The following is a 23,018-nucleotide window of genomic DNA, read 5'->3' as shown; positions in this document are numbered from 1 at the left end:
ACCATGACCACCGACACCACCACCCAGGACACCGCACCGGGCGCCACCGCCCCCGGCACCACCGTCCTCGACGCACGCGGCGTCACCATGCGCTTCGGCGGCCTCACCGCCGTACGCGGCGTCGACCTCACCGTGGGCGCCGGCGAGATCGTCGGACTCATCGGCCCCAACGGCGCCGGCAAGACCACCTTCTTCAACTGCCTCACCGGCCTCTACGTCCCCACCGAGGGCGAAGTCCGCTACAAGGGCCACGTCCTGCCGCCCAAGTCCTTCAAGGTCACCGCGGCCGGCATCGCCCGCACCTTCCAGAACATCCGCCTCTTCGCCAACATGACGGTCCTCGAGAACGTCCTCGTCGGCCGCCACACCCGCACCAAGGAAGGCTTCTGGTCCGCCGTCCTGCGCGGCCCCGGCTTCCACAAGGCCGAAGCGGCCTCCCGCAAGCGCGCCATGGAACTCCTCGACTTCGTCGGCCTCGCCGACAAGGCCGACCACCTCGCCCGCAACCTCCCCTACGGCGAACAGCGCAAACTGGAGATCGCCCGCGCCCTCGCCAGCGAACCCGGACTGCTGCTCCTGGACGAGCCCACCGCCGGCATGAACCCCCAGGAGACCCGCGCCACCGAGGAACTGGTCTTCGCCATCCGGGACATGGGCATCGCCATCCTCGTCATCGAGCACGACATGCGGTTCATCTTCAACCTCTGCGACCGCGTCGCCGTCCTCGTCCAGGGCGAGAAGCTCATCGAGGGCGACAGCGCCACCGTCCAGGGCGACGAACGCGTCATCGCCGCCTACCTCGGCGAACCCTTCGAAGGAGACCCCGGCGCGGAAGAGGCCGCCGAGGTCGAACAGGCCGAGGCCCACGCGGCCGGCACCCGCGCCGAGACCGCCACCACGGCCGGCGCCGGCACGGCCACCGCCGCCGAGCACGCCGGCGCCACCGACGACGCGACGGACGCCGAACCCGCCGCGGCGGACGCCGGCACCGCGACGGCGGGCAGCGCCACCACGGCCGACGCCGACACCACCGCGGCCGACGCCGACAGCACCACCGACACCGCCGCGGACACCGGCGCCACCCGGGACGACACCACGCCCGGCAAGGAGAACGACCGATGACCACACTGCTCGAAGTCGAGGACCTGCGCGTCGCCTACGGCAAGATCGAGGCCGTCAAGGGCATCTCCTTCAAGGTCGAGGCCGGCCAGGTCGTCACCCTCATCGGCACCAACGGCGCCGGCAAGACCACCACCCTGCGCACCCTCTCCGGCCTCCTCAAGCCGGTCGGCGGACAGATCAAGTTCAACGGCAAGTCCCTCAAGAAGGTCCCCGCCCACCAGATCGTCTCCCTCGGCCTCGCCCACTCCCCCGAGGGGCGGCACATCTTCCCCCGCATGACGATCGAGGACAACCTCCGCCTCGGCGCCTTCCTCCGCAAGGACAGAAGCGCCATCGAGAAGGACATCCAGCGCGCCTACGACCTCTTCCCCATCCTCGGGGAACGCCGCAAGCAGGCCGCCGGCACCCTCTCCGGCGGCGAACAGCAGATGCTCGCCATGGGCCGCGCCCTCATGTCCCAGCCCAAACTGCTCATGCTCGACGAGCCCTCCATGGGCCTCTCCCCGATCATGATGCAGAAGATCATGGCGACCATCGCCGAACTCAAGTCCCAGGGCACCACCATCCTGCTCGTCGAGCAGAACGCCCAGGCCGCGCTCTCCCTGGCCGACCAGGGCCACGTCATGGAGGTCGGCAGCATCGTCCTGTCCGGCACCGGACGCGACCTCCTGCACGACGAGTCGGTCCGCAAGGCCTACCTCGGCGAGGACTGAGCACACACCCGCCGGACCGGCACACGACGAGGCCCGCACCCCCGCCCGGGGGTGCGGGCCTCGTCGGCACACGTGTGAGGCAGGCCCACGGGACTCCTACTCGGACTTCTCCGACTTCGCGCCCTTGGCCGCCTTCTTCTCCTCGCTGTCCTGGATGACCGCCTCCGCCACCTGCTGCATCGACATACGGCGGTCCATCGACGTCTTCTGGATCCAGCGGAACGCCGCCGGCTCCGACAGCCCGTACTCCGTCTGCAGCACCGACTTCGCCCGGTCCACCAGCTTGCGCGTCTCCAGCCGCTGGGTGAGGTCCGCGACCTCCTTCTCCAGCTCCTTCAGCTCCGTGAACCGCGAGACGGCCATCTCGATCGCCGGCACCACGTCGCTCTTGCTGAACGGCTTCACCAGATACGCCATCGCACCCGCGTCCCGCGCCCGCTCCACCAGGTCACGCTGCGAGAACGCGGTCAGCATCAGCACCGGCGCGATGCTCTCCTCGGCGATCTTCTCCGCCGCGGAGATGCCGTCGAGCTTCGGCATCTTCACATCCAGGATCACCAGATCCGGGCGGTGCTCACGCGCCAGCTCCACCGCCCGCTCACCGTCCCCGGCCTCACCGACGACGGAGTACCCCTCCTCCTCCAGCATCTCTTTGAGATCCAGCCGGATCAGCGCCTCGTCCTCCGCGATGACGACACGGGTCGTCAACGGAGGCACATGCGACTTGTCGTCTTCGGACACGTCCAGGGGCTGGGGCGACTCGGCGGTCACGGGGGCGCTCCTTGTTCCGGGGGAGGCAGATACTGCTCCCAAGAGCCTACCTAGCTGCGGTAAGGTGGGGGCACGGCGGGTGACCGTCGATCTTCGTTTCGAAGGGCGCCCCGGTAGCCCAGCGGTAGAGGCAATGGTCTCAAACACCATCCAGCGTCGGTTCGAATCCGACCCGGGGTACTTTTCCATAGTTCCCAAGGTCACACCTGAAGCGGATGTCCACGTTGTCGTGAACATCCGCTTCTTCTCGCGCACCGACGCGATCACTCCCCCGCGCGCCGCCTACCGCGGGCTGTCGTCCTCGCCGATGTGGTGGACTCGGACCAGGTTCGTGGAGCCCGGGACTCCGGGTGGGGAGCCTGCTGTGATCACTACCGCGTCGCCCTTCTCGCAGCGGCCGTAGCGCAGCAGGAGTTCGTCGACCTGGTCGACCATCGCGTCGGTGGAGTCCACCTCGGGGCCGAGGAACGTCTCGACGCCCCAGGTCATGCTCAGCTGGGAGCGGGTGGCCGGTTCGGGGGTGAAGGCCAGGAGCGGGATGGGCGAGCGGTAGCGGGAGAGGCGGCGGGCGGTGTCGCCGGACTGGGTGAAGGCGACGAGGAACTTCGCGCCGAGGAAGTCGCCGATCTCGGCGGCGGCGCGGGCGACCGCGCCGCCCTGGGTGCGGGGTTTGCCGCGTTCGGTGAGCGGGGGCAGGCCGCCCGCGAGGAGGGTCTCCTCGGCCGCGGCGACGATCTTCGCCATGGTGCGGACGGTCTCGACGGGGTGGTTGCCGATGCTGGTCTCACCGGAGAGCATCACGGCGTCGGCGCCGTCGATGACCGCGTTGGCGACGTCGCTGGCCTCGGCGCGGGTGGGGCGGGCGTTGTCGATCATGGAGTCGAGCATCTGGGTGGCGACGATCACCGGTTTGGCGTTGCGCTTGGCGAGTTTGACGGCGCGCTTTTGGACGATGGGGACCTGTTCGAGGGGCATTTCGACGCCGAGGTCGCCGCGGGCGATCATGATGCCGTCGAAGGCGGCGACGATGTCCTCGACGGCTTCGACGGCCTGGGGTTTCTCGATCTTGGCGATGACGGGGAGGCGGCGGCCCTCGTCGTCCATGATGCGGTGGACGTCGAGGATGTCGCGTGCGCCGCGGACGAAGGACAGGGCGATGACGTCGAAGCCGGTGTGCAGGGCCCAGCGGAGGTCGTCCTCGTCCTTCTTGGAGAGGGCGGGGACGGAGACGGCGACGGCGGGGAGGTTGAGGCCCTTGTGGTCGGAGACCATGCCGCCCTCCCTGACCCTGGTGCGGACGCGGGGGCCGTCGATGCCGGTGACTTCGAGGACGACCTTGCCGTCGTCGACGAGGATGCGGTCGCCGGGGGTGACGTCGTCGGCGAGGCCGGCGTAGGTGGTGCCGCAGATGTGGCGGTCGCCCTGGACGCCTTCTTCGACGGTGATGGTGAAAATGTCGCCGCGTTCGAGGAGGACGGGGCCTTCGTGGAAGCGGTCGAGGCGGATCTTGGGGCCCTGAAGGTCGGCGAGGATGCCGACGCTGCGGCCGGTCTCGTCGGCGGCGCGGCGTACGTGCCGGTAGCGCTCCTCGTGCTCGGCGTGGGTGCCGTGGCTGAGGTTGAGGCGGGCGACGTCCATTCCGGCGTCGACGAGGGCCTTGATCCGGTCGTAGGTGTCGGTGGCGGGCCCCAGGGTGCAGACGATCTTTGCTCGGCGCATGGTGTGAGCCTAGGCCTTACCGGTGGGTAGCGATTTGGTGTGAGGTGACTGTCCAACGTCCTTTGAGTGAAGGGGTGTTGACAATCGACGGGGTGTGCGGGAGGGCACTCGTGCGGGTGTTGCGGGCCTCCTTCCGTGACGTCGGGGCGGTTCTGACGTGATTACAGTTTGGGCGGTTTCATGGTGAATCGCGCGTTGAGTTGCGCGTACACGTGCTGCCGTTCGGGTTCGAGGTCGAGCGGGGGCGCCTCGTCGGGTGCGGCGGCGCCGTAGCCGGCCATGGAGCGCATGCGCATGCCGGGGGCGGGCGGGAGGGGCTGGGGGCCTTCGGCGCCGATGTCGGCGATCTCGACGAGGGCGTCGAGGGTGGTGCCGAGTGCTTCGGCGTACTCCCTGGCGCGCTGGACGGCTTCGCGTACGGCCTGCTGGCGGGCGTGGCGGCGGGTGGGCGAGTCGGGGCGCAGTTCCCACCAGGGGCCGTCCACCCGGGTGAGGTCGAGGTCGGCCAGTCGGGTGGTGAGTTCGCCGAGGGCGGTGAAGTCGGTGAGGTGGGCGGTGAGGCGGACGGCGCCGTGGTAGGTGCGGATGCGTTCGCCGCGGCCGTGGCGGGTGAGTTCGGGGGTGATGGACAGGGCGCCGGTCTCGATGCGTTCGACGGCCTGGCCGTAGGACTTGACGAGGTCGAGGACGGCGTTGTTGCGGCGGGTGAGGTCGTCGAGGGCGGAGCGGCGGTCCTTGCCGCGGGCGCTGACGGTGATGCCGATGCGGGCGATCTCGGGGTCGACTTCGAGGTGGGCCTCGCCGCGTACGGCGATGCGGGGGGCGTCGGCGGTGCCGTAGGGCAGGGCGGGGCCGGTGGGTTCGGTTCGCTCTTGCGGGTGAAGGGTCATACGTCCCACTGTGTCACCGGTGGCGGGTTTCCGGGGGTGGCTGGTCATCAGATCGCAACCTGTGGGGGGTGTTGCGCGTCGGCATGGCCCGGTCAGAATCTACGCGCGTCCATCTACGCGCGTCGTTGATCTTTCCCGAGGAGAACCAGACATGGCGTTGAACCGCCGGAAGTTCCTGAAGAAGTCGGCCGTGACCGGGGCGGGGGTGGCGCTGACGGGTGCTGCGGCGGCTCCGGCGGCGCAGGCGGCCGAGTCGGCGAAGGGGGCGGCGCACCATCCGGGCAAGCACCCGAAGCGGTACGCGCTGACCGTGCTCGGCACGACCGACCTGCACGGTCATGTCTTCAACTGGGACTATTTCAAGGACGCGGAGTACGCGGACGCGGCGGGCAACGCGCAGGGTCTGGCGCGGATCTCGACGCTGGTGAACGAGCTGCGGCGGGAGCGGGGGCGGGAGAACACGCTGCTGCTGGACGCGGGTGACACGATCCAGGGCACTCCGCTGACGTACTACTACGCGAAGGTGGACCCGATCACCGCCAAGGGCGGTCCGGTGCATCCGATGGCGCAGGCGATGAACGCGATCGGGTACGACGCGGCGGCGCTGGGCAACCACGAGTTCAACTACGGCATCGAGACGCTGCGCAAGTTCGAGCAGCAGTGCGACTTCCCGTTGCTGGGGGCGAACGCGCTGGACGCGAAGACGCAGCGGCCGGCGTTCGCGCCGTATTTCATCAAGAAGTTCCAGGTGCACGGTGGTCCGCCGGTGAAGGTGGCGGTGCTGGGGCTGACGAACCCGGGTATCGCGATCTGGGACAAGGCGTATGTGCAGGGGAAGTTGACGTTCCCTGGGCTGGAGGAGCAGGCGGCGAAGTGGGTGCCGAAGCTGCGTTCGATGGGTGCGGACGTGGTGATCGTGTCGGCGCACTCGGGTACGTCGGGCACTTCCTCCTACGGTGACCAGTTGCCGTATGTGGAGGACGCGGCGGCGAACGTGGCGCGGCAGGTGCCGGGGATCGACGCGATTCTGGTGGGTCACGCGCATCTGGAGATCCCGGAGCTGAAGGTCGTCAACGAGAAGTCGGGCAGGACGGTCGTGCTGTCGGAGCCGCTGTGTTACGCGGAGCGGCTGTCGGTCTTCGACATCGACCTGGTGTTCGACAAGGGGCGCTGGCATGTGGAGTCGGTCGCGGCCTCGCTGCGCGACTCCCGTACGGTCGCGGACGACCCGCGGATCACCCGGCTGCTGAAGGACGAGCACGCGAAGGTCGTCCAGTACGTCAACCAGGTCGTCGGCCAGGCGACCGAGACCCTGACGACGGTGGACGCCCGCTACAAGGACGCGCCGATCATCGACCTGATCACCAAGGTGCAGGAGGACGTGGTGAAGGCGGCGCTGGCCGGCACCGAGTACGCCGCGCTGCCGGTGATCGCGCAGGCGTCGCCGTTCTCGCGGACGTCGCAGATCTCCGCCGGCGATGTGACGATCCGGGATCTGTCGAGCCTGTACGTGTACGACAACACGCTGGTCGCGAAGTTGATGACGGGTGCGCAGGTGCGGGCGTACCTGGAGTACTCGGCGGAGTACTTCGTGCAGACGGCGGCGGGCGCGGCCGTGGACGTGGAGAAGCTGACGAACGCCAACAACCGCCCGGACTACAACTACGACTACGTGTCGGGGCTGACGTACGACATCGACATCGCGCAGCCGGCCGGTTCGCGGATCAAGAACCTGGCGTTCGGCGGTGCGGCGCTGGACGACGCGCAGCAGTTCGTGCTGGCGGTGAACAACTACCGGGCCAACGGCGGCGGTGCGTTCCCGTTCGTGGCGTCGGCCAAGGAGCTGTGGTCGGAGTCGACGGAGATCCGGACGCGGATCGCGGAGTGGGTGACGGCGAAGGGTGTGCTGGACCCGAAGGAGTTCGCCTCGGTGGACTGGCGGCTGACGCGGGACGGTACGCCGGTGTTCTAGGCAGGCGGTACGGGTCCCGGCGGCGGCGCGGGTGTGTCGCGGCCGCGCCGGGTCCTGTGGCGGGTGTGCGGGGCGGCCTCAGATTCCGTCCGCCAGCGGGGTGAGCGCCCTGTGCCGGCGGGTTCGCGGGTTCTGGGGCCGCTGCTGTTCGCGCAGGCCGAAGGTGGTGAAGGCGGTGCGGTCGGGCAGCGGGTAGGTGTCCTTGCCGGTGACGGTGTTGAGGATGGTGGCGCTGCGCCAGGCGGCGAGGCCGAGGTCGGGGGTGCCGACGCCGTGGGTGTGCAGTTCCGCGTTCTGGACGTGGACGTGGCAGCCGGCTGCGGCGACGGCGGGGTCGAGGACGAGTCGGTAGCGCTCGTCGACGCGGGGCCGGCCGCGGCTGTCGTGGCGCAGGTGGGGGGCGAGGCCGTCCAGGAGCGGGCTGAGGGGGCGGCGGCGGTGGCCGGTGGCGAGGACGACGGCGTCGGTGGCGAGGCGGGTGCGGATGCCCTGCTGGGTGTGTTCGAGGTGGAGTTCGATCGAGTGCGGGGGGCGGCGCTCGGCGGCGTGGACGCGGACGCCGGGGGTGAGGACGGTGTCGGGCCAGCCGCCGTGCAGGGTGCGCCGGTACAGCTCGTCGTGGATGGCGGCGAGGGTGTCGGCGTCGATGGCCTTGTGGAGCTGCCACTGGGCGGGGACGAGGCGGTCGCGGACGGGTTCGGGCAGGGCGTGGAAGTAGCGGGTGTAGTCGGGGGTGAAGTGTTCCAGGCCGAGTTTGGAGTACTCCATGGGGGCGAAGGCCTCGGTGCGGCCGATCCAGGTGAGGCGTTCCCGGCTGGCGGGGCGGTGGCGGAGCAGGTCGAGGAAGATCTCGGCGCCGGACTGTCCGGAGCCGACGACGGTGATGTGGCCGGCGGCGAGGAGGGTGTCGCGGTGGTCGAGGTAGTCGGCGGCGTGGACGACGGGGGCGGCGCCGGGTGTGCCGGGGGTGGTGAGGAGGGGGCGCAGGGGGGCGGGGACGTGGGGTTCGGTGCCGATGCCGAGGACGACGTGGCGGGTGTGGGTGCGGCCGAGGGCCTCGGCTTCGCCGTCGGCGTCGAGCTGGGTGAAGTCGACTTCGAAGAGGCGGTGTCCGGGGTGCCAGCGGACGGCGTCGACCTGGTGGCCGAAGTGGAGTGCGGGGAGCTGGTCGCAGACCCAGCGGCAGTAGGCGTCGTACTCGGCGCGCTGGAGGTGGAGGCGTTCGGCGAAGTAGAAGGGGTAGAGCCGGTCGTGGGCGCGGAGGTAGTTGAGGAAGGACCAGTTGCTGGTGGGGTCGGCGAGGCTGACGAGGTCGGCGAGGAAGGGGACTTGGACGCGGGCGCCGTCGATGAGCAGGCCGGGGTGCCAGTGGAAGCGGGGGCGTTGTTCGTAGAAGGCGGTGGACAGGCCGGTGAGGGGGTGGGCGAGGGCGGCCAGGGAGAGGTTGAAGGGGCCGATGCCGATGCCGACCAGGTCGCGGGGGGCGGCGGGGGTGTGCCGGGGCGGGCGGTCGGTGCGGGGGCGGTCCTCGCGGGGGTGGCTCGGGCGGGGGCGCCCGACGAGACCGGGGGCCGGGCGGTCGGGGGCGGGGCGGTCGGGGTGGCCGGGGTGACCGGAGTGGGGGCGGTCGGGGCGGCTCGGGTCGGGGTGGTTCATCCGTGGGTGGTTCCTTCCACCAGTTTCAGCAGGGCGGCCAGGTCGTCGGGCCGGGTGTCGGGGTTGAGGAGGGTGGCCTTGAGCCAGAGCCGGTCGTCCAGGCGGGCGCGGCCGAGGACGGCGCGGCCGTCGGTGAGCAGCCCGCGGCGTACGGCGGCGACGGCGTCGTCGGTAGCGCCCTCGGGCCGGAACAGGACCGTGCTGATGACGGGCCGGTCGTACAGCTCGAAGCCGGGGTGCGCGTGGATCAGGTCGGCGAACTCGCGTGCGCGTGCGCAGACTTGGTCGACGAGGGCGCCGAGGCCGCGGCGGCCGAGGGTCTTGAGGGTGACGGCGGTCTTGAGGATGTCGGGGCGGCGGGTGGTGCGCAGGGAGCGGCCGAGGAGGTCGGGGAGGCCGGCTTCGGTGTCGTCGTCGGCGTTGAGGTAGTCGGCGTGCTGGTGGAGGACGTCGAGGTCGCGGGGGCGGCGGACGGCGAGGAGTCCGGCGGCGATCGGCTGCCAGCCGAGTTTGTGCAGGTCGAGGGTGACGGTGTGGGCGGCTTCGAGGCCGGTGAGCCGGTCGCGGTGGCGGTCGCTGAACAGGAGGCCGCCGCCGTGGGCGGCGTCGATGTGCAGTCGGGCGCCGTGGGCGGCGCACAGTCCGGCGATCTCGGGCAGGGGGTCGATGAGGCCGGCGTCGGTGGTGCCGGCGGTGGCGGCGACGAGGAGGGAGCCGCGGGGGCCGCCGACGTCGGTGAGGGCGCGGTGCAGGGCGGCGAGGTCGATGGTGCCGGCGGGGGCGGGGACGACGACGGGTTCGGGCAGGCCGAGCAGCCAGGCGGCGCGGGGCAGGGAGTGGTGGGCGTTGGCGCCGTGGACGAGGCGGATGCCGCCGCCGTGGGACTCGCGGGCCAGCAGCAGGGCGAGGTGGTTGGACTCGGTGCCGCCGGTGGTGACGACGGCGTCGGCGAGGCCGGCGAGGTGGGCGAGTTCGCGGGTGACGAGGGCTTCGAGTTCGGAGGCGGCGGGGGCCTGGTCCCAGGAGTCGAGGGACGGGTTGAGCACGGTGGCGGCGAGGTCGGCGGCGGCGGCCACGGCGAGCGGCGGGCAGTGCAGATGGGCGGTGCACAGCGGGTCGGCGGGGTCGGCGGCGCCTTCGGCGAGGGCGTGGACGAGGACGCGCAGGGCCTCGGGGTCGCCGTGTTCGGGCAGGACGTCGCCGAGGGCGTCGCGCAGCCGGGCGGCGACGGCTTCGGGGCCGCCCGCGGGCAGGGGTCCGCCGCGGGCGCGCCGTCCGGTGTCGAGGGCGCCGAGCACGGTGTCGAGCAACGGCCGCAGGGCGCCGGGGCCTTCGGAGCCGGAGGCGAGGGCCCGCGGGTCGGGCGGGGGCGGAGTGCTCATGGGCTGTCCTCCGGGGCGCGGGGGCAGGGATCTCCAGCTTGGCGGCCCGCGGTCCGACGCGCCCGGGAAGCCCGGTGATCGCGACCCGAAAGGGGGTACTTCCTTGCGGGTGAGAGGTGTTGGGACCGCGGAGGGGATGCGGCTAGCGTCGGGTGGATGGATGACGCTGTGCTGATCGATGTGCCCGGTGAGCGGGTGGTGGTGCGTGCGCCCGGTGAGCGGGACGAGGGGCCGTTGCTGACGCTGTTCGAGGAGTGCGAGGACTGGTTCGTGGCAGCGACGGGGCTGCCGTCGGGGCCGGGCGATGTGCAGAGCCTGTTCTACTCGCTGCCCGAGGGCGTGGACCCGGACGCCAAGTCGCTGTGGGTGGTGGAGCGGGACGGGGTGGTGACGGGCCTGGTGGACGTGGTGCGCGACCATCCGGAGCCGGGCTCGGTGGCGGTGGGGCTGTTCCTGCTGGCCCCTTGGGCGCGGGGCCGGGGGCTGGGCCGGGCGGTGGCCGAGGCGCTGCTGGCGCGCGCGGAGGGGGTGACGCGGGTGACGGCGACCGTGCCGTCCGGCTGGCGGCCGGGTGAACGGTTCGCCGAACGGCTCGGTTTCACACTGGAGGAGGCCACGGCGCCGACCGCACAGGTCGGCAACCGCCGCACGGGCCCGCGCGAACCGTCGCTGCGGCGGGCGGAGTTGCGGGTCGCCCCACGGGGGTGAGGCGAGGCGGCGCGGGTGGGGCGGCGGGGCGAGGCGGCGCGGGTAGGGCGGCGGGGCGAGGCGGCGCGGGTAGGGCGGCGGGGCGAGGCGGCGCGGGTAGGGCGGCGGGGCGAGGCGGCGCGGGTAGGGCGGCGGGCCGCCCGGCCCCAGGCCTCCCGGCCCCCCTGCCCGCGAACGCCCCACTGGCCCCTGCCGGGCTCCCGCTCCCGCGCGGCCCCCACCGGCCGTACGCCGAACCAGCCCCCGGACCGCGCCGGTTACGCCTCCCGCACCCGCAGCGCCCGCGCCAGGTCGTCGAGTTGGTCGACCAGGGTGCGGCGCAGGGCCGGGACCGGGTCGCCGTCGCGCAGGCAGGCCTCGCCGAGGGCGAGGTGCGCGGCGTCGACGGCGTGGGCGGGGAAGGCGAAGCGGCCGGCGGCGCGGGCGATGGCGGGACCGCGGCGGGCGGCGACGGCGAGCACGTCCTCGTAGTAGCGCGGCACGTACTCCCGTACCAGCTCGGCCTGTTCGGGCTGCCAGAAGCCCTGCGCGGTCGCGGTGAACAGGTAGTTGGACAGGTCGTCGCCGGCGAACATGGCCGCCCAGGCGGCGCGTTTGGCCTCCGGGTCGGGCAGGGCGGCGCGGCAGCGGGCGGCGCCCTCCTGGCCGCCGGCGGACGGGTCGCGTTCCAGTTCGGCGGCGATGGCGGCTTCGTCGGTGGCGCCGAGGACGGCGAGCCGGGCGAGGACGCGCCAGCGCAGTTCGGGGTCGAGTTCGGGCCCGCCGGGGACCATGCCGTCGGCGAGCCAGGCGGCGATGGTGTCGGGGTGGGCGGCGGCGTCCACGAACTGGCGTACGGCGATGAGCCGCAGGCCGGGGTTGTCGCCGTCCTCGGTGCGGCGCAGCAGGTCGCGGGCGAGGGCGGTGAGCGTGGTGAGCGCGGCGGGGCGGTCGTCGGGGTGCAGGTACCGGTCGGCGATCTGCGCGCCGGCGAAGGCGAGAACGCCTTGCACGAGGGCGAGGTCGGTCTCCTCGGGCAGGTGGGCGGCGGCGGTCGCCAGGTAGTCGGCGGGGGCGAGGTCGCCGTCGCGGACCATGTCGCGCAGGCTGTTCCAGACGACGGCGCGGGTGAGCGCGTCGGGGATGCCGGACAGTCCGCGCAGGGCGGTGTCCAGGGAGGTCTCGTCCAGGCGGATCTTGGCGTAGGTGAGGTCGAGGTCGTTGGGCACGACCAGGGCGGGGCGGATGCCGGGCCGGGGTTCGGGGGTGCCGCCCTCGGGGACGTCGATGTCGTAGCGCTCGCGCAGGGTGAGGGTGCGGCCGTCGGAGAGGTCGCGGTCGTAGACGCCGACGGTGACGCGGTGCGGGCGGGCGCCGGCGCGGTCGAGGGCGCAGGTCCACTGGCCGGGGCGGGCGTCGGTGGCGGCGGTGAGGGTGTCGACGCCGGTGGTGCGCAGCCAGGCCTCGGCCCAGGCGGGTACGTCGCGGTCGGTGGCGGAGGCGAGGGAGTCGATGAAGTCGGCGAGGGCGGCGTTGCCGAACCGGTAGCGCTCGAAGTGGGTGTTGATGCCGGCGAGGAAGTCCTTCTCGCCGAGCCAGGCGACGAGCTGGCGCAGGGCGGAGGCGCCCTTGGCGTAGGAGATGCCGTCGAAGTTGAGGAGGGCGGCGGCGGTGTCGTCGACGGCCTCGGGGGCGACGGGGTGGGTGGAGGGGCGCTGGTCGGCGTCGTAGCCCCAGGCCTTGCGGGAGACGCCGAACTCGGTCCAGGCGCCGGTGAAGCGGGTGGCTTCGGCGGTGATCTGGTAGCCCATGTACTCGGCGAAGGACTCGTTGAGCCAGATGTCGTCCCACCACTTGAGGGTGACGAGGTCGCCGAACCACATGTGGGCCATCTCGTGGGCGATGACGACGGCCCGCGTCTGGCGTTCGGTGTCGGTGACGGCGGAGCGGTAGACGAACTCGTCGCGGAAGGTGACCAGTCCGGGGTTCTCCATGGCGCCGGCGTTGAACTCGGGGACGAAGGCCTGGTCGTAGGAGTCGAAGGGGTAGGGCTCGGCGAACTTCTCGTGGTAGCGGTCGAAGCAGGCGCGGGTGAGGTCGAGGATCTCGTCGGCGTCGGCGTCGAGGTGGGGGGCGAGCGAGCGGCGGCAGTGGATGCCGAAGGGCAGGCCGCGGTGCTCGGTGCGCACGGAGTGCCAGGGGCCGGCGGCGACGGCGACGAGGTAGGTGGAGATGCGGGGGGTGGTGGCGGCCGTCCAGACGCCGTCGCCGGTGTGCTCGGTGACACCGTTGGCGAGGACGGTCCACTCCTCGGGGGCCTTGACGGTGAGGTCGAAGACGGCCTTGAGGTCGGGCTGGTCGAAGGCGGCGAAGACGCGCTGGACGTCGTCCAGGAAGAGCTGGGTGTAGACGTAGGTCTCGCCGTCGGCGGGGTCGGTGAAGCGGTGCATGCCCTCGCCGGTGCGGGAGTAGCGCATGCGGGCGTCGACGCGCAGTTCGTGCTCGCCGGGGGCGAGGTGCGTCAGGGGCAGCCGGTTGCCGTCGAGGGCGGCGGGGTCGAGGGGCTGTCCGTCGAGGGTGGCGGAGCGCAGCTCGGCGGGCTTCAGCTCGACGAAGGTGTCCGCCGTGGCCCCCGCGCCCGCCGTGTCCTGGCCCGTGCCGGTGCCGGTGCCGGTGCCGGTGCGTACGGTGAACCGGATGACGGTACGGGAGTCGAAGGTGTCGTCCCCGACGGTCAGGTCGAGGTCGACGGTGTAGCGGTGGACGTCGAGGAGCTGGGCACGGGTCTGCGCTTCGTCGCGCGTCAGTACGGACATGGACGCCATGCTGCCTGATGCCCCCGGCGGGGCACGAGGGGGTTCCGGAGCCGGACCGGACGACCGGCGGCCGCCCCGCGCGCCGGACGCCCCCGCCGCACTCCACGCGGACCGCCGACCGCGCCGACCGCGCCGCCGTGTGCGGCGCGGGAGCGGCGCGTGGGCGCCGGGGCGGGGCCAGCGGGCGCGGCGGCCTGGTGGGCGCTGTGCGCCGGGCGTCCGGAGACCGGGCCGGGCCGCCGGAGACGGGCCGGGCTCCCGGAGACGGGCCGGGCCCCGGAGACGGTCCCGGCGCCGGGCCGGGCGGCCGGAGGACGCCCGCTCAGCCCGCCGCGGGCGAGTCCGCGGCCGCCGGGCCCTCCGCGATCCGCTCGTGGTGCCTGATCACCTCGGCGATGATGAAGTTCAGGAACTTCTCCGCGAACGCCGGGTCCAGCTTGGCGTCCTCGGCGAGGCCGCGCAGGCGGGCGATCTGGCGGGCCTCGCGGGCGGGGTCGGCGGGCGGCAGCTGGTGGGCGGCCTTGAGGTGCCCGACCTGCTGGGTGGCCTTGAACCGCTCGGCGAGCATGTGGACGACGGCCGCGTCGATGTTGTCGATGCTGTCGCGCAGCCGGGACAGTTCCGCGCGGACGGCGGGGTCGACGTCACCGGTACCGGTGTTGCTGGTGGTCATGGTGGGCAACTCTACGGGGCTCCGCCAGGCGGCCGGCGCGCACGATCACGCCCGGCCTCCGCCTATGGTGGAAAGGAGTTCAGGCCGTCCGAGGGGGTGTGGACGTGGCGGACGACGGGCCGGTCGAGCGCGGCTATCCGCATCTGGAGACGGTGCGCGCCGCGATCACGGCGCTCTACCGACGGCTGTCGTACGTCACCGTCCGAACGTTCGCGACCAGTGTGGCCCCGGTCGACGTGGCGTTCTGCGACACCGACGACCTGCACCTCGGCGCGCAGCGGGTGGCGCGGGAGCTGGTGCGGCACTACGGGCTGCCGGACGCCCGGCTGATCGTCGGCTTCCGGGAGATGCGGCACGCGGCGAACGTGGAGCTGACGGCGGGCCCGGAGTACTTCGTCGAGCTGAACGACCGCTTCCGCACCCACCGCCGGGACATCGGCGCGGCCCTCGCGCACGAGGTGACGCACGTCTACCTGCACCGTCTGGACCTGTCCTTCCCCGGCACCCGGGACAACGAGATCCTCACCGACACGGCGGCGGCGTACCTGGGGGCGGGCTGGCTGCTGCTGGACGCGTTCCGGCAGGACGGCGTCTCCTCGCAGAAGCTCGGCTATCTCACCCCGGAGGAGTTCGGGTACGTGGTGGCCAAGCGGGCGCTGGTCTTCGGCGAGGACCCGTCGACCTGGTTCACCAGCCCGCAGGGCTACGAGGCGTACGTCGAGGGGATGAACCGCGCCCGCCGGGACGCGCGGCAGCCGCCGCTGACGGCGGCCGGCTGGTCGGGCCGCCGCCGCTACGCCCGCGACCGCCGCCACGCCCAGGACCACGGTCACGCCCAGGACCACGGTCACGGGGCCGAGTGGACTCCGTCGCCGACGGCCCCGTACTCGTTCACCTCCGGCGGCCCGGAGCCGCTGCGGGTGTCGTTCCCGTGCCCGACCTGCCACCAGCGGATCAGGGTGCCGGTCCGGGGCCGGGTCAGGGCGCGGTGCGGGCTGTGCCGGACGGTGCTGGAGTGCGACACGTAGCGGCGCGGAAGGACACACGGGCACACGAAGGGACACGCGGGCTCGCACAGGGACGCAGGGGGACGCGCGGAGGTCCGGAGGGACGCGCAGGTCTCAGGCCGGTCCGACGATCCCCCGTTCCCGCGCGGCCGCCAGCCACTGCGGGAACTCGCCCAGGAGCCGGTCGTACAGCTCGGCGTCGGACATCCGGCGCGGGTCGGGGCCGGCGGGGAAGAAGCCGGCGTTGTCCACCACCCGCTTGCCGGGCACGTCCAGTTCGTCGAGCCTGCGCAGGAAGTCGAACTGGCGGCTGCGCGGGTTGCCGAAGCCGATGAACTGCCAGAACAGCGGCAGCTTCGCGGCCTTGCAGAGGTAGCGTTCCGCGGCGGGCCTGCTCGTCGGGGCGCCGTCCGTCTGGAAGACGACGAGGGCCGGGTCCGTCGCGCGGCTGTCGAGGTAGTGGTCGATGACGGCGTCCATGGCGAGGTGGTAGTTGGTCCGGCCCATGTGGCCGAGTCCGGCCGCGATCCGTTCGACACGGCCCTGGTGGTCGTCGAGGGCGATCTCGGTGACGGCGTCGACGTCCGTGGAGAAGAAGACCACCGGCACCTGGCCGTCGTCGTCCAGGTGCGCCGCCAGGCCCAGCACCCGGTCGGCGAGCGCCTGCACGCTGCCGTTCCTGAAGTACGGCCGCATCGAGCCGGAGTGATCGACCACGAGGTAGACGGCGGCCCGCTGCCCGGCCAGGCCGTGCTCGGCGAGCGAGGCGCCCGCGCTCTTGTAGAGGCTGACCAGCGCGGGCGCGGTCGAGGCCACCTTGCTCAGGCTGATCGCCGCCACTCGGACTCCTTCGGCGCGGTGTGCGCGGCGGACCGGCTCGGCGGCGATGTGCCGCGCGCCGTCCTGTCGTGACGGCAGCGCGAACGGGCGTGACGTCGAGGCAGGGCGCGCGGTCGCCGCCGGTGCGTGCCGGGCGCCGCTGATCGGGACGAGGGACACACCGTACCGGAACCGCGCTCCCCGAACTCGCCTTCGCCCGAAGGGGGTTGGGCGTCATCGACGCGAAGGGCCCTGGACAGACCCGCCCTCGTCTCCCCGGCCGGACCCCGGACATGCGTCGGCGCCTGCCCGGGGTCCGGTCGGGGACGGTGGGCAGGCGCCGGCGGGTCGGCCGAGGGGGAACCCCTCGGGCCGGCCCGCCCGTACGTCGTTGTACGGGACGTGTTGTGTCGCCGTCAGACCATCAGCGCGCGGTCCGTCGGGCGGATCGGGGCCGGCAGGTCGCTGGCGCCCGTGAGGTAGCGGTCGGCGCCGCGGGCGGCGGAGCGGCCCTCGGCGATCGCCCACACGATGAGCGACTGGCCGCGGCCGGCGTCGCCGGCGACGAACACGCCGGGCACGTTGGTCTGGAAGTCGGCGTCGCGGGCGATGTTACCGCGTTCGTCGAGTTCCAGGCCGAACTGCTCGACCAGGCCGTTGACGCGGTCGGTGCCGGTGAAGCCCATGGCGAGGGTGACGAGCTGGGCGGGGATCTTGCGCTCGGTGCCCGGCTTCGGGGTGAGCTTGCCGTCGACGAACTCGACCTCGGTCAGGTGCAGCCACTGGACGTTGCCGTCGGCGTCGCCCTCGAAGTGGGTGGTGGAGACGGAGTAGACCCGCTCGCCGCCCTCCTCGTGCGCGGAGGTGACCTTGTAGAGCATGGGGAAGGTCGGCCACGGCTGGGAGAGCGGGTTCCGCTCCTCGCCCGGCCGGGGCATGATCTCCAGCTGGGTCACCGAGGCCGCGCCCTGGCGGTGGGCGGTGCCCACGCAGTCGGCGCCGGTGTCGCCGCCGCCGATGACGACGACGTGCTTGCCCTCGGCGGAGATCGGCGGGCTGACGTAGTCGCCCTCCTGGACCTTGTTGGCCAGCGGCAGGTACTCCATGGCCTGGTAGACGCCCTTGAGTTCGCGGCCGGGCACCGGCAGGTCGCGGGCGGTGGTGGCGCCGGCGGCGATGACGACGGCGTCGTAGCGCTTCTTCAGGTCGGTGGCCGAGATGTCGCGGCCGACCTCGACGCCGGTGCGGAAGCGGGTGCCCTCCGCGCGCATCTGCTCGATGCGGCGGTTGATGTGCCGCTTCTCCATCTTGAACTCGGGGATGCCGTAGCGCAGCAGGCCGCCGATGCGGTCGGCGCGCTCGTAGACGGCGACGGTGTGGCCGGCCCGGGTGAGCTGCTGGGCGGCGGCCAGGCCCGCGGGGCCCGAGCCGATGACGGCGACGGTCTTGCCGGACAGCCGCTCGGGGATCTGCGGGGCGACGTCGCCGGTCTCCCACGCCTTGTCGATGATCGAGACCTCGACGTTCTTGATGGTGACCGGCTGCTGGTTGATGCCGAGCACGCACGCCGACTCGCACGGGGCGGGGCACAGCCGCCCGGTGAACTCCGGGAAGTTGTTGGTGGCGTGCAGGCGCTCGGAGGCGGCGGCCCAGTCCTCGCGGTAGGCGTAGTCGTTCCACTCGGGGATGAGGTTGCCGAGCGGACAGCCGTTGTGGCAGAACGGGATGCCGCAGTCCATGCACCGGCTGGCCTGCTTGCTGATGATCGGCAGCAGCGAGCCGGGGACGTAGACCTCGTTCCAGTCCTTGACGCGCTCGGTGACGGGGCGGGTCTTGGCGACCTCGCGGCCGTGGTTGAGGAAGCCCTTCGGGTCAGCCATTGATCGCCGCCTCCATCATCTTCTCGGTGATCTCGGTCTCGGAGAGACCGGCTCGCTCGGCGGCGTCCTTGGCGGCGAGCACTGCCTTGTATGTGCTGGGGATGATCTTGCTGAAGCGCTCGGCGGCGGCGTCCCAGTCGGCGAGCAGCTTCTGCGCGACGGTGGAGCCGGTCTCCTCCTGGTGGCGGCGCACCACCTCGTGCAGCCACTGCTTGTCCGTCTCGTCCAGCGCCTCGATCGCGCCGAGGTTGCCGGAGTTGACGTTGTCGCGGTCCAGGTCGATGACGTAGGCGATGCCGCCGGACATGCCGGCCGCGAAGTTGCGTCCGGTCTCGCCGAGGACGACGGCGCGGCCTCCGGTCATGTACTCGCAGCCGTGGTCGCCCACGCCCTCGGAGACGACCGTGGCGCCGGAGTTGCGGACGCAGAAGCGTTCGCCGGTGCGGCCGCGCAGGAACAGCTCGCCGCCGGTGGCGCCGTAGGCGATGGTGTTGCCGGCGATGGTGGAGTACTCGGCGAGGTGGTCGGCGCCGCGGTCCGGGCGGACGACGATCCGGCCGCCGGACAGGCCCTTGCCGACGTAGTCGTTGGCGTCGCCCTCCAGGCGCAGCGTGACGCCGCGCGGCACGAACGCGCCGAAGGACTGGCCGGCCGAGCCGGTGAAGGTGATGTCGATGGTGTCGTCGGGCAGGCCCGCGCCGCCGAACTTCTTCGTCACCTCGTGGCCGAGCATGGTGCCGACCGTGCGGTTGATGTTGCGGATGGCGACCTGGGCGCGCACCGGCTGGGCGTCGGTGGCGGAGTCGGCGTTCAGGGCGTCGGCGGCGAGCTTGATCAGCTCGTTGTCGAGGGCCTTCTCCAGGCCGTGGTCCTGGGCGACGATGCGGTGGCGCACCGCGCCCTCGGGCAGGTCGGGGACGTGGAACAGCGGTTCCAGGTCCAGGCCCTGCGCCTTCCAGTGGTCGACCGCGCGGGTCACGTCGAGGGCCTCGGCGTGGCCGACGGCCTCCTCGATGGAGCGGAAGCCCAGCTCGGCGAGGATCTCGCGGACCTCTTCGGCGATGAAGGTGAAGAAGTTGACGACGTGCTCGGCCTTGCCGGCGTAGCGCTCGCGCAGCACCGGGTTCTGGGTGGCGATGCCGACCGGGCAGGTGTCCAGGTGGCACACGCGCATCATGACGCAGCCGGACACGACGAGCGGGGCGGTGGCGAAGCCGAACTCCTCGGCGCCGAGCAGCGCGGCGATGACCACGTCGCGGCCGGTCTTCAGCTGGCCGTCGGTCTGCACGACGATGCGGTCGCGCAGGCCGTTGAGCAGCAGGGTCTGCTGGGTCTCGGCGAGGCCCAGCTCCCAGGGGCCGCCCGCGTGCTTGAGGGAGGTGAGCGGGGAGGCGCCGGTGCCGCCGTCGTGACCGGAGATGAGCACGACGTCCGCGTGGGCCTTGGACACGCCGGCCGCGACCGTGCCGACGCCGACCTCGGAGACCAGCTTCACGTGGATGCGGGCGGCCGGGTTGGCGTTCTTGAGGTCGTGGATCAGCTGGGCCAGGTCCTCGATGGAGTAGATGTCGTGGTGCGGCGGCGGGGAGATGAGCCCCACGCCCGGCGTGGAGTGCCGGGTCCTGGCCACCCACGGGTACACCTTGTGGCCGGGCAGCTGGCCGCCCTCGCCGGGCTTGGCGCCCTGGGCCATCTTGATCTGGATGTCGTCGGCGTTGACCAGGTACTCGCTGGTGACGCCGAAGCGGCCGGAGGCGACCTGCTTGATCGCCGAGCGGCGCGCCGGGTCGTACAGGCGGTCCGGGTCCTCGCCGCCCTCGCCGGTGTTCGACTTGCCGCCGAGCTGGTTCATGGCGATGGCGAGGGTCTCGTGCGCCTCCTTGGAGATGGAGCCGTACGACATGGCGCCGGTGGAGAAGCGCTTGACGATCTCGGAGACCGGCTCGACCTCGTCGACGGAGATCGGCGCGCGGTCGGACTTGAAGCCGAACAGGCCGCGCAGCGTCATCAGGCGCTCGGACTGCTCGTTCACCCGGGAGGTGTACTTCTTGAAGATGTCGTAGCGGCCGGAGCGCGTGGAGTGCTGGAGGCGGAAGACCGTCTCCGGGTCGAACAGGTGCGGTTCGCCCTCGCGGCGCCACTGGTACTCGCCGCCGATGTCGAGGGCGCGGTGCGCGGGGGCGATGCCGGAGGCGGGGTAGGCCTTGGCGTGGCGGGCGGCGACCTCCTTGGCGATGACGTCGATGCCGACGCCGCCGATCTTGGTGGCGGTGCCGTTGAAGTACTTCTCCACGAAGGACTCGTCCAGGCCGACGGCCTCGAAGACCTGGGCGCCGCGGTAGGAGGCGACGGTGGAGATGCCCATCTTGGACATGACCTTCAGGACGCCCTTGCCGAGGGCGTAGATCAGGTTGCGGATGGCCTGCTCGGACTCGATGCCGGGCAGGAAGGTGCCGGCGCGGACCAGGTCCTCGACGGACTCCATCGCGAGGTACGGGTTGACGGCGGCGGCGCCGTAGCCGATGAGCAGGGCGACGTGGTGGACCTCGCGGACGTCGCCGGCCTCGACCAGCAGGCCCACGTGGGTGCGCTTCTTGGTGCGGATGAGGTGGTGGTGGACGGCCGCGGTGAGCAGCAGCGACGGGATCGGCGCGTGCTCGGCGTCGGAGTGCCGGTCGGACAGGACGATCAGGCGGGCGCCGTTGCCGATGGCGGCGTCGGCCTCCGCGCAGATCTCCTCGATGCGGGCGGCCAGCGCCTCGCCGCCGCCGGAGACCCGGTAGAGGCCGGAGAGGGTGGCGGCCTTGAAGCCGGGCATGTCGCCGTCGGCGTTGATGTGGATGAGCTTGGCCAGCTCGTCGTTGTCGATCACCGGGAAGGGCAGGAGGACGCTGCGACAGGAGGCCGCGGTGGGCTCCAGCAGGTTGCCCTGCGGGCCGAGCGAGCTGCGCAGCGAGGTGACCAGTTCCTCGCGGATGGCGTCCAGCGGCGGGTTGGTGACCTGCGCGAAGAGCTGGGTGAAGTAGTCGAAGAGCAGGCGCGGGCGCTCGGAGAGGGCGGCGATGGGCGAGTCGGTGCCCATGGAGCCGATGGGCTCGGCGCCGGCCTTGGCCATCGGGGCGAGGATGACGCGCAGCTCTTCCTCGGTGTAGCCGAAGGTCTGCTGGCGGCGGGTGACCGAGGCGTGGGTGTGGACGATGTGCTCGCGCTCGGGCAGGTCGGACAGCTCGATCTCGCCGGCTTCCAGCCAGTCGGCGTAGGGCTGCTCGGCGGCGAGCTGCGCCTTGATCTCGTCGTCCTCGATGATGCGGTGCTCGGCGGTGTCCACGAGGAACATGCGGCCGGGCTGGAGGCGGCCCTTGCGGACGACCCTGGCGGGGTCGATGTCGAGGACGCCGACCTCGGAGCCGAGGACGACGAGGCCGTCGTCGGTGACCCAGTAGCGGCCGGGGCGCAGGCCGTTGCGGTCGAGGACGGCGCCGACCTGGGTGCCGTCGGTGAAGGTGACGCAGGCGGGGCCGTCCCAGGGCTCCATCATCGTGGAGTGGAACTGGTAGAAGGCGCGCCGGGCCGGGTCCATGGAGGCGTGGTTCTCCCAGGCCTCCGGGATCATCATCAGCACCGAGTGGGGCAGCGAGCGGCCGCCGAGGTGGAGCAGTTCCAGGACCTCGTCGAAGGAGGCGGAGTCGGAGGCGTCGGGGGTGCAGATCGGGAAGATCCGCTCCAGCTTGTCCTTGCCGCCGAACAGCTCGGAGGCGAGCTGCGACTCGCGGGCCACCATCCAGTTGCGGTTGCCCTTGACGGTGTTGATCTCGCCGTTGTGGGCGACGAACCGGTAGGGGTGGGCGAGCGGCCAGCTCGGGAAGGTGTTGGTGGAGAAGCGGGAGTGGACGAGCGCGATGGCCGAGGCGAAGCGGCGGTCGGACAGGTCCGGGAAGAACGGCTCCAGCTGGCCGGTGGTGAGCATGCCCTTGTAGACGAGGGTGCGGGCCGACAGCGAGGGGAAGTAGACGCCCGCCTCGCGCTCGGCGCGCTTGCGCAGCACGAACGCCCTGCGGTCCAGGGCGATGCCCTCGCTCGCGCCGTCGGTGACGAACAGCTGGCGGAAGACCGGCATGGTGGAGCGGGCGGTGGCGCCGAGCAGTTCGGGGGCGACCGGGACCTCGCGCCAGCCGAGGACCGTGAGGTTCTCCTCGGCGGCGATCGTCTCGATGCGCGAGACCGCGTCCTCGGTGCCCTCCCCGGGCAGGAAGGCGATGCCGACCGCGTAGCCGCCGGCGGCGGGCAGTTCGAATCCGGCCACCTCGCGCAGGAACGCGTCGGGCACCTGGGAGAGGATGCCCGCGCCGTCGCCGGAGTCGGGCTCGGAGCCGGTGGCGCCGCGGTGCTCGAGGTTGCGCAGCACGGTGAGCGCCTGCTCGACCAGCGCGTGGCTCGCCTCGCCGGTGAGGGTGGCCACGAAGCCGACGCCGCAGGCGTCGTGCTCGTTGCGGGGGTCGTACATACCCTGCGCAGCAGGGCGAGCATCCATGAACGACCAGTTCTGGCCGTTCTCGGAGTGCTGGGACGGCTGGCGCGGCGTACGCATCGGCTCTCCCGTCGTCGTCATCTGGCATGTGCTGGTGCCGAGGGACGACGTTGGCCCTCTGCGTAAGTGCGAAATTTCGTGCAGGTTACATGATGGAACGGTTCTCGGGAACCGGATACTCCGTTCCAACATGCGGACACCGAAGGGGGGTCGGCGGCGGGGGTTCCGCTTCCGGCGGCGCTGGTTTCAGGGGGCGGGCCGGCGACGACGAGATCGGTCGGATCGGGGTCGGTCGAGGCCCGGGGGCGGGGTGGGCGGCGTGGTCGCCCGCCTCCGCGAGGGTGCGCGGCAGGCGTCATTGCCCGCAGCGCTTACGGCTCATG

The 23,018-nt window shown here is 72.1% G+C and carries 15 protein-coding genes and 1 tRNA gene; 6 read left to right on the top strand and 10 right to left on the bottom strand.

Annotated features, from left to right (window positions below; all coding sequences use genetic code 11):
• The first annotated feature begins 3 nt into the window (after positions 1 to 3).
• Positions 4 to 1,122, top strand: a complete 1,119-nt coding sequence (locus K7787_RS05985; protein ID WP_223000691.1) for an ABC transporter ATP-binding protein — start codon at positions 4 to 6, stop codon at positions 1,120 to 1,122.
• The gene (locus tag K7787_RS05980; RefSeq protein ID WP_019984094.1) at positions 1,119 to 1,835 is read left to right on the top strand and encodes an ABC transporter ATP-binding protein; all 717 of its coding nucleotides are present in this window, start codon (positions 1,119 to 1,121) and stop codon (positions 1,833 to 1,835) included. Before K7787_RS05985 ends, K7787_RS05980 begins: the two co-directional genes overlap by 4 nt.
• 96 nt (positions 1,836 to 1,931) lie before the next feature.
• Here the strand turns inward: K7787_RS05980 and K7787_RS05975 are convergent, their stop codons facing one another.
• On the bottom strand, positions 1,932 to 2,606 hold the full coding sequence (locus K7787_RS05975; RefSeq protein ID WP_043260683.1) for an ANTAR domain-containing response regulator: 675 nt from the start codon (positions 2,604 to 2,606) through the stop codon (positions 1,932 to 1,934).
• A 107-nt stretch (positions 2,607 to 2,713) separates the two neighbouring features.
• Here K7787_RS05975 and K7787_RS05970 point away from each other — a divergent pair.
• Positions 2,714 to 2,786 (top strand) — tRNA-Leu (locus K7787_RS05970).
• Between the two features lie 102 nt (positions 2,787 to 2,888).
• Here K7787_RS05970 and pyk read toward each other — a convergent pair.
• Together pyk and K7787_RS05960 are read right to left on the bottom strand one after the other, a co-directional pair.
• On the bottom strand, positions 2,889 to 4,325 hold the full coding sequence (gene pyk / locus K7787_RS05965) for a pyruvate kinase (RefSeq protein WP_223000690.1): 1,437 nt from the start codon (positions 4,323 to 4,325) through the stop codon (positions 2,889 to 2,891).
• 161 nt (positions 4,326 to 4,486) lie between these two features.
• Positions 4,487 to 5,215 (bottom strand): SIMPL domain-containing protein, encoded by a 729-nt coding sequence (locus tag K7787_RS05960; protein ID WP_169436652.1) that lies wholly within the window; start codon positions 5,213 to 5,215, stop codon positions 4,487 to 4,489.
• 151 nt (positions 5,216 to 5,366) lie between these two features.
• Between K7787_RS05960 and K7787_RS05955 the strand changes: the two genes are divergently transcribed.
• Positions 5,367 to 7,187: a bifunctional metallophosphatase/5'-nucleotidase gene (locus tag K7787_RS05955; RefSeq protein ID WP_223000689.1), complete on the top strand. Its 1,821-nt coding sequence runs from the start codon at positions 5,367 to 5,369 to the stop codon at positions 7,185 to 7,187.
• A gap of 78 nt (positions 7,188 to 7,265) precedes the next feature.
• Here K7787_RS05955 and K7787_RS05950 read toward each other — a convergent pair whose 3' ends face one another.
• Both K7787_RS05950 and K7787_RS05945 read right to left on the bottom strand, forming a co-directional pair.
• The gene (locus K7787_RS05950) at positions 7,266 to 8,843 is read right to left on the bottom strand and encodes a lysine N(6)-hydroxylase/L-ornithine N(5)-oxygenase family protein (RefSeq protein ID WP_247720574.1); all 1,578 of its coding nucleotides are present in this window, start codon (positions 8,841 to 8,843) and stop codon (positions 7,266 to 7,268) included.
• Complete coding sequence (locus K7787_RS05945) at positions 8,840 to 10,225, bottom strand: pyridoxal phosphate-dependent decarboxylase family protein (RefSeq protein WP_223000688.1); 1,386 nt, start codon at positions 10,223 to 10,225, stop codon at positions 8,840 to 8,842. Before K7787_RS05945 ends, K7787_RS05950 begins: the two co-directional genes overlap by 4 nt.
• A 156-nt stretch (positions 10,226 to 10,381) precedes the next feature.
• Here K7787_RS05945 and K7787_RS05940 point away from each other — a divergent pair, with 156 nt between their 5' ends.
• Complete coding sequence (locus K7787_RS05940) at positions 10,382 to 10,933, top strand: GNAT family N-acetyltransferase (protein WP_078624973.1); 552 nt, start codon at positions 10,382 to 10,384, stop codon at positions 10,931 to 10,933.
• 257 nt (positions 10,934 to 11,190) lie between these two features.
• Here the strand turns inward: K7787_RS05940 and pepN are convergent, their stop codons facing one another.
• Together pepN and K7787_RS05930 are read right to left on the bottom strand one after the other, a co-directional pair.
• Positions 11,191 to 13,737: an aminopeptidase N gene (gene pepN, locus K7787_RS05935; RefSeq protein WP_223000687.1), complete on the bottom strand. Its 2,547-nt coding sequence runs from the start codon at positions 13,735 to 13,737 to the stop codon at positions 11,191 to 11,193.
• A gap of 313 nt (positions 13,738 to 14,050) precedes the next feature.
• Complete coding sequence (locus K7787_RS05930; protein ID WP_019984346.1) at positions 14,051 to 14,401, bottom strand: chorismate mutase; 351 nt, start codon at positions 14,399 to 14,401, stop codon at positions 14,051 to 14,053.
• A gap of 104 nt (positions 14,402 to 14,505) precedes the next feature.
• Here K7787_RS05930 and K7787_RS05925 point away from each other — a divergent pair, with 104 nt between their 5' ends.
• Positions 14,506 to 15,429 carry a hypothetical protein gene (locus tag K7787_RS05925; protein WP_009188049.1) on the top strand — a complete coding sequence of 308 codons (924 nt, stop codon included), beginning with the start codon at positions 14,506 to 14,508 and terminating at the stop codon, positions 15,427 to 15,429.
• Between the two features lie 93 nt (positions 15,430 to 15,522).
• On the opposite strand, the gene K7787_RS05920 is transcribed toward K7787_RS05925, so the two are convergent.
• The 3 genes from K7787_RS05920 to gltB form a co-directional block, all read right to left on the bottom strand.
• Positions 15,523 to 16,248, bottom strand: coding sequence for a vWA domain-containing protein (locus K7787_RS05920; RefSeq protein WP_223000686.1), 726 nt, complete (start codon positions 16,246 to 16,248; stop codon positions 15,523 to 15,525).
• Between the two features lie 395 nt (positions 16,249 to 16,643).
• Entirely contained in the window at positions 16,644 to 18,107 is a 1,464-nt protein-coding gene (locus K7787_RS05915) for a glutamate synthase subunit beta (protein WP_164388884.1), read from the bottom strand.
• The gene (gene gltB / locus K7787_RS05910; RefSeq protein WP_223000730.1) at positions 18,100 to 22,611 is read right to left on the bottom strand and encodes a glutamate synthase large subunit; all 4,512 of its coding nucleotides are present in this window, start codon (positions 22,609 to 22,611) and stop codon (positions 18,100 to 18,102) included. Before gltB ends, K7787_RS05915 begins: the two co-directional genes overlap by 8 nt.
• Positions 22,612 to 23,018: the final 407 nt, after the last annotated feature.

It is taken from the genome of Streptomyces sennicomposti, assembly GCF_019890635.1.
Lineage (GTDB): Bacteria > Actinomycetota > Actinomycetes > Streptomycetales > Streptomycetaceae > Streptomyces > Streptomyces sennicomposti.
Note: the sequence above shows the minus strand (reverse complement) of the source record. Positions and strands in the feature narration are given on the sequence as shown.